The 2,786-nt window shown below is 65.9% G+C and carries 2 protein-coding genes; both read right to left on the bottom strand.

Translation table 11 applies throughout. The features are described 5' to 3' along the window. Positions 1-1,852: type VI secretion system membrane subunit TssM (tssM, locus tag WBB85_RS12190; RefSeq protein ID WP_432638882.1), on the bottom strand; the 1,852-nt coding region annotated here is incomplete at its 3' end. A 3-nt stretch (positions 1,853-1,855) separates the two neighbouring features. Continuing rightward, positions 1,856-2,786, bottom strand: a 931-nt coding sequence (locus WBB85_RS12185) for a DotU/TssL family secretion system protein (protein WP_432638881.1), incomplete at its 5' end; no start/stop codon positions are given.

The raw sequence follows: 2,786 nt of genomic DNA, 5'->3' as shown, positions 1-2,786 counted from the left end.
ACTGATGGTCACGCGCCGCCTCGGTCGGGAAGATGTCGATAGGTGCTGCTTCGGGCAGGGCCTCCTGCCACCAGCCAGTGACGAAATCGCGGTCATAGGGGGCATTTCCGGTCATCATGAAATAGGTCTTGAGCGCGCCGAGCAGGAATTCCGGATCGCGCACATACCGCCACATCGTCGCCTCCAGCACCGCGACCATGCGCGGTTCAAGGATGTTGCGGGCGGTGCGGTCGGCGGCGATGCGCTGCGCCTCGGCAAGCTCGGGCTCCGCTGTCGGTCCGAGATATGTGAGCGCCGAGGCGGGAACTTCCGTGCGTGCGGCGGCCACCGCATTGGCCGCATCAAGTGCGAGGTCGAGGTCAAGCGGATCGGTCGGCGCCTGCCGCGCTGCTACGTTCGAGAGGCGCCCGGACAGGTCGGCGATCAGCCGTTCCTGATCGGAGATCGCCCCGGAATAGCGCAGGAACGAGAAGAGGAAGGCAAGGCCCGCGACACTCGTCACCAAAGCCGCCCCGGCGACCGAACCGCGCCAGAGCCATTTGCGCCGCTCCTCTGCCGCGCGGTCGAAAAGGCCGAGCCCCGCCTCGCGGAAGATCACGTCGGTGATCAGGTTGCGCAGGAAATAGGACCGGCTTTCGCCATGCCGCCGCTGTTCGGGCCGGGCAGCGGACAGACCGAAAGCCGACGACAGCTCGCCCACCAGACGGTCGATCGGGGAGCCTTCCTGCGTCGCCGAGGTGAAATAGAACCCGCGCAGCCAGGGGCTTTCCTCATAGCGGCTTTCACCGAAGACCGTGGCGATCAGGCTTTTCAGCGGCCCCTCGGCACCTGCCATCTGGGCGGGAAAGCGGAAGGTCTCGGCCCGCTGCGGCAGGCTCGCATCCTCGGCCATCCGCGCCGCCAGCCGCCGTTCCGCTGACACCATCAGCGCCTTGGTCTCACGCTCCACCGTCACGCCGTCGATGCGGGCGTCGAGGCCCAGCGTCGCGCCCCAGACCTGTTCGCGTTCGCGGGTGGAGAGGTCGGCAAAGAACGGCACGAACCCCGGCACGAGGTCGCATTTGGTGATCATCAGATAGACGGGCAACTGCATCGACAGCTTTTCGCGCAGTTCCAGTAGCCGCCGCCGGATTTCGCGGCCATGCACCTGCAACTCCTCGGGCGATCCCAGAAGCTCGCGCATCGACAGGGCAACGATGACGCCGTTAAGCGCCCGCCGCCCGCGATGCTTCGTCAGCATGTTCAGGAACCCGTCCCATTCGACGGCATCCGCCTCGGGGTCGCTGGCCTGCTGGACATAGCGCCCGGCGGTGTCGACCAGCACCGCCTCGTCGGTGAAGAACCAGTCGCAGTTGCGGGTGCCGCCGACGCCCTTGATGTCGTCCGAGAGGTCGATTGGGAAGGTCAGCCCCGACTGGCGCAAGGCCGTCGTCTTGCCGGTCCCCGGCGGCCCGATCATCAGATACCACGGCATGTCGCGCAGGAATTTGCGGCTGCCGAGTTTCGACCGCTTCATCTCCGACAGCACCGACTGGAACTTGCTGTTGACCTCGGCCACGTTCGCTTCGCCTGCCTTCGGCTCGACCACCGGCGCCGGCTGCGCGAGTTCCGAGACGAAGACCTGATTGCGCCGGGCCGCGCGCAAAAGCGCGAAGAGGACCGAGATGAGCCAGAGGACAAGGATCGCCCCGATCACGATCAGCCGGGTGAGGTCGGAGGCCAGCGGCACCACCTCGCCCACCGAAACGAGCGGCCCGAAGACCCAGATCAGCGCGCAAAGGAGCGCGATGCCTACAAACGTCCAGAAGCGGCGTGAGATCAGGAAGCGGAAGATGGCCTTGATGAACCGCATCGCCTAAAGCCTCTTTTCGATCTTGATTTCGACACGGCGGTTCTCGGCGCGCCCTTCGCGCGTGGTATTGTCAGCCATCGGCTCGGCATCGGCGCGGCCCTCGGATTTCACAATCTCCGCAGAAACGCCGCGCGCGATCAGAAGCTGCGCGATGGTCGCCGCCCGTGCCTCGGAAAGCCCCTGATTGGAGGCGAAAGGGTTCGACCGTTGCACCGGGATACTGTCGGTATGGCCGATCACGGTGACGCCGCCGATGACCTCCTGGTTCTCGATTATAACGGCTGCGATGGAGGCGATGAGCGGTCCGTAGACGTCGTTGATATCGGCTTTGGCCGAACGGAACACCTCCGGATCGGTCGCCTGCACGACAAGGATGGCAAGCGCCGCATCCTCGCGCCCTTTCAGCGCGGACAATTGGGCGGGCGGGGCTTCGGCCGCGAATTCGGGCAAAAGCTCCAGCACGGTCGGTTCGATGACGATCTCGGGCGCGGGCGGGGTGGCGTTGTCGCGAACGGGGCGGAAGATCTCCGCCCGCTCGATGGGTGGGATGCGAGCGGCGAGGGTGTAAAGCGCCTCGGCCTTCGACGACAGTTGTAGGCCAAGGCCGGTATAGATCGCGGTTATCAGCGCCACCGCCGCCAGCGCCACGGTCCAGATGGGCACGACAAAGCGCCGCTTTTCATCAGGCGCGTCGACGCCCTGCCAGTGCGGTGACAGATCGGCCCCCGCGCGGTCAGGGTCATGCATCAGGCGCGCGATCTGTGACCGCAGCGCCATCAGCGCCGCCTCTCCTGCCCCGCCCTGCACCCGGTACTTGCCGCGAAAGCCAAGGCCGATGCAGTAATAGGCCAGTTCCAGCATCTCCGGGTCGCGATTGGCGTAGCGCATCAGTTCCTCCAGCCGGTCGAAGAAGCGCGTGCCCGCATCCACATCG

Origin of the sequence: Albidovulum sp. (assembly GCF_049646345.1) — a bacterium.
Classification (GTDB): domain Bacteria; phylum Pseudomonadota; class Alphaproteobacteria; order Rhodobacterales; family Rhodobacteraceae; genus Albidovulum.
This window is presented reverse-complemented; position numbering and strand designations above follow the sequence as displayed.